The sequence below is a fragment of the Pseudomonas sp. NFIX49 genome (assembly GCF_900115915.1).
Lineage (GTDB): Bacteria > Pseudomonadota > Gammaproteobacteria > Pseudomonadales > Pseudomonadaceae > Aquipseudomonas > Aquipseudomonas pharyngis.
Map to the genome: position 1 here is coordinate 1 of NZ_FOYE01000017.1, position 2,960 is coordinate 2,960.

General features: G+C 52.4%; 4 protein-coding genes and 3 tRNA genes. All 7 read right to left on the reverse strand.

The window, feature by feature from the left end:
* Window positions 1-137 (reverse strand): GTP-binding protein (locus BMZ46_RS28875; RefSeq protein ID WP_229610192.1); only part of this gene is annotated, 137 nt, incomplete at its 3' end.
* Between the two features lie 85 nt (window positions 138-222).
* Window positions 223-298 (reverse strand) — tRNA-Thr (locus tag BMZ46_RS28880).
* 26 nt (window positions 299-324) lie between these two features.
* Window positions 325-398: transfer RNA gene (locus tag BMZ46_RS28885), tRNA-Gly, on the reverse strand.
* A 25-nt stretch (window positions 399-423) separates the two neighbouring features.
* A tRNA-Tyr gene (locus BMZ46_RS28890) sits at window positions 424-508 on the reverse strand.
* A 143-nt stretch (window positions 509-651) separates the two neighbouring features.
* Entirely contained in the window at window positions 652-1,092 is a 441-nt protein-coding gene (locus BMZ46_RS28895; protein WP_074692370.1) for a hypothetical protein, read from the reverse strand.
* A gap of 7 nt (window positions 1,093-1,099) precedes the next feature.
* Entirely contained in the window at window positions 1,100-1,849 is a 750-nt protein-coding gene (locus BMZ46_RS28900; RefSeq protein WP_039773325.1) for a pantothenate kinase, read from the reverse strand.
* Window positions 1,839-2,792 (reverse strand): bifunctional biotin--[acetyl-CoA-carboxylase] ligase/biotin operon repressor BirA, encoded by a 954-nt coding sequence (gene birA, locus BMZ46_RS28905; RefSeq protein ID WP_074692372.1) that lies wholly within the window; start codon window positions 2,790-2,792, stop codon window positions 1,839-1,841. The genes BMZ46_RS28900 and birA overlap by 11 nt, the downstream gene beginning before the upstream one ends.
* Window positions 2,793-2,960 lie beyond the last annotated feature (168 nt).

The following is a 2,960-nucleotide window of genomic DNA, read 5'->3' on the forward strand; positions in this document are numbered from 1 at the left end:
TCAACTACGGCCGAACCGAAAACTTCGGAGCAGACGCGAGTCAGAGCAGCGGTCAACGTGGTTTTACCGTGGTCTACGTGACCGATGGTGCCAACGTTGACGTGCGGCAGGGAACGATCAAATTTTTCCTTAGCCATCGATATCACCCCTAACAGAAGAAATTGAGCAAACAACTTAAGCCATTAAAACAAAGGCAGATATTTTCATATCTGCCTTGTTATATGGAGCTCTTGAGCGGATTTGAACCGCTGACCTCACCCTTACCAAGGGTGTGCTCTACCAACTGAGCTACAAGAGCGTAACACTTTGCACAACCTGCAAACTTGGAGCGGGTAGCGGGAATCGAACCCGCATCATCAGCTTGGAAGGCTGAGGTTCTACCACTAAACTATACCCGCGGAGCCTGCAGCTCACGCTAAAATCTGGTGGAGGGAGAAGGATTCGAACCTTCGAAGTCGTAGACGTCAGATTTACAGTCTGATCCCTTTGGCCGCTCGGGAACCCCTCCTAATCAGGCCGGCATTCTATACTATGCCAACCCTCTGTCAAGCATTTTCTCATTTAAAAACCTGAGGTTAGCTGCGTTGACATCACTCTATCACATCAACCTTTTCAGGTCTTCGCTGTGGAGCGGGCGCCATTCTATGCAAACTATTCAGTAGGTGCAACCCCCTCGCACGGCATTATTTTATGTTTTAACCCATTGAATTCCTTGGAAAGGTTTCGTAGCTGAGCATCACCCAGTAAACGCTGGGTTTCGGGCGCAAGCTGGAACCAATATGAGCCGCCGGAAGACTCTTTTGACGAAGGAAGAGCTTTTGCTCCAAGCTCCGTCAAACGCTGCTCTAACGCCCGAGCGGACTCGGGACGCGCCAAACCACCTACGTAAAGACACTGCTCATCAGACTTTCCACCAGTCCTTTTTTCACGGGGAGCATCACCACCAGCCTCACTCAGCAAGCGAATATCCTGTTGCGAGCCACGATAAAGACTGAGCGGCGTGACATCCTTTGCGCGTAGCGGGGCCTCCTGCTGATGCCAGACGTAATAAAAAACATTGAGTACCAGAAGCAGAAGGAACAACCAACGCATACAAACCTCAGGACAAAGGACACGCCATAGCCAAACCCACGAACACCAAATCGGAAACAACCCGAGCGCCAGGCGCAACATCCGAGACCAGTTCGGCATCACCCCCCGTAATGAAGACACTGTAGTCATCACCCCAGTAGGAATGCGCCATCTCCAGCTGCGTCAATACGAACCCTCTGAGCATCAACGAACAGCCACGCTCTACAGCCTCAGCCGTGTTGCGCCCAGGAGCCTGACTGGTCAACGCTCGCTCCGCCGCGAGATCCCCATAGCGGATTTTTCGAGTATGAGTACGTAGCTGATTACGCATTAGCGGCATGCCAGGGCAAATGAAGCCCCCCAGATGATCACCGTCCGCCGAGATGAAATCGGCAGTCACCGCTGTCCCGAAATCTAGAACAAGACAAGCCCCTTTAGCCAAGTGAAAACCACCAAGCATCGCCAGCCAGCGATCGAGGCCAAGACGCTCATAATCGTCGTAACCATTCTTTACACCGGACATCTCGCGAGCAGGCGCCGCACAGACGACGGAAATGCCGAATTCACGCCTGAGCAAGCCAATCAGCAAATTAGTTTCATCTTCAGTTCTTACACTGACAAGGCGACATTTATCGAGAGATATTTTCTCAAGCGATCGAAGCCCCTCAACCAATGCCCCATCAGAATCGACCACACCTTCCGCGACCAAGACTCTCAGCTCGGCATTCAGTACCCGCCACTTAATAAAACTGTTTCCACAATCGAGCTCAAGAATCATCACGCAACCTCAAGCTGAGCTCACCACCACTAAAGACCTTTTCCACACCATCCACCTTTAGCCGCAGCGCGCCTTGATTATCGATTCCCAGCACCACACCATCTACCTTATTGACACCGGCAGTGAGAGAAACCGGCCGCCCTTGCCACAAATGGCTCGCCTCCCACTCCGCCTGAAGCGCAGAAAAGCCGCCCGATTGGTGACGCTGCAGATAGAGTTGCAACTGCTTACTCAGCTCAACCGCCAGAGCATTGCGATCACAAGACTTGCCCGACTCTAGGCGCATTGAAGTCCATTGCTGATCGACTTCGTCCGTAGCCTGCATGTTGACATTGATGCCTATGCCCAACACTACATGGCAAACGTCTGCTGGATCACCAACCAGCTCTAGCAGGATCCCGGCGATTTTTTTTCGTCCGACCAATACATCATTGGGCCACTTCAGCCCTGCACTTGGCACCCCTAGCACATGCAAGGCCTGCCTGACCGCCAAACCGACAACAAGACTTAGCCCCTCGAGCTGACGCATCCCACCATCGATGCGCAACACGAGACTGTAATAAAGGTTTTCGGCAAATGGACTCACCCATTTACGCCCCCTGCGCCCTCGCCCGGAACTCTGCCGTTCAGCCAGTATAAGAAAGGGCGCCACCCGTCCTCGATCTATCGCGCGCAGCGATTCCGCATTAGTTGAGTCGATGGAATCAAAGACACTGACAGACCAGTCAGCAATACTTTCCTCTATTTCGCGCGAGTCAAGCAGCGTCAGCGGCGAGGCCAATTGATAGCCCCGCCCTCGAACTTTATGTATGGATAACCCAAGCTCTGCTTCCAGATGCTGAAGCTGCTTCCACACCGCACTTCGACTAATTCCCAGGGCAACACCCAAGGCCTGACCGGAATGGAATCGACCATCCTTCAGAAGGTTCAACAACGTCAGCATGCTGATCTCGCCTCAAAATGAGGCCCGAATAATAGCCATGCACCAGGCCGCTGCATAGAATTCAAACGATCCATTTTCCTGCAGGCAAAACAAAACCCCAACTGCTTTCGCAATTGGGGTTTCGGAATTTAATCTTGACGATGACCTACTCTCACATGGGGAAACCCC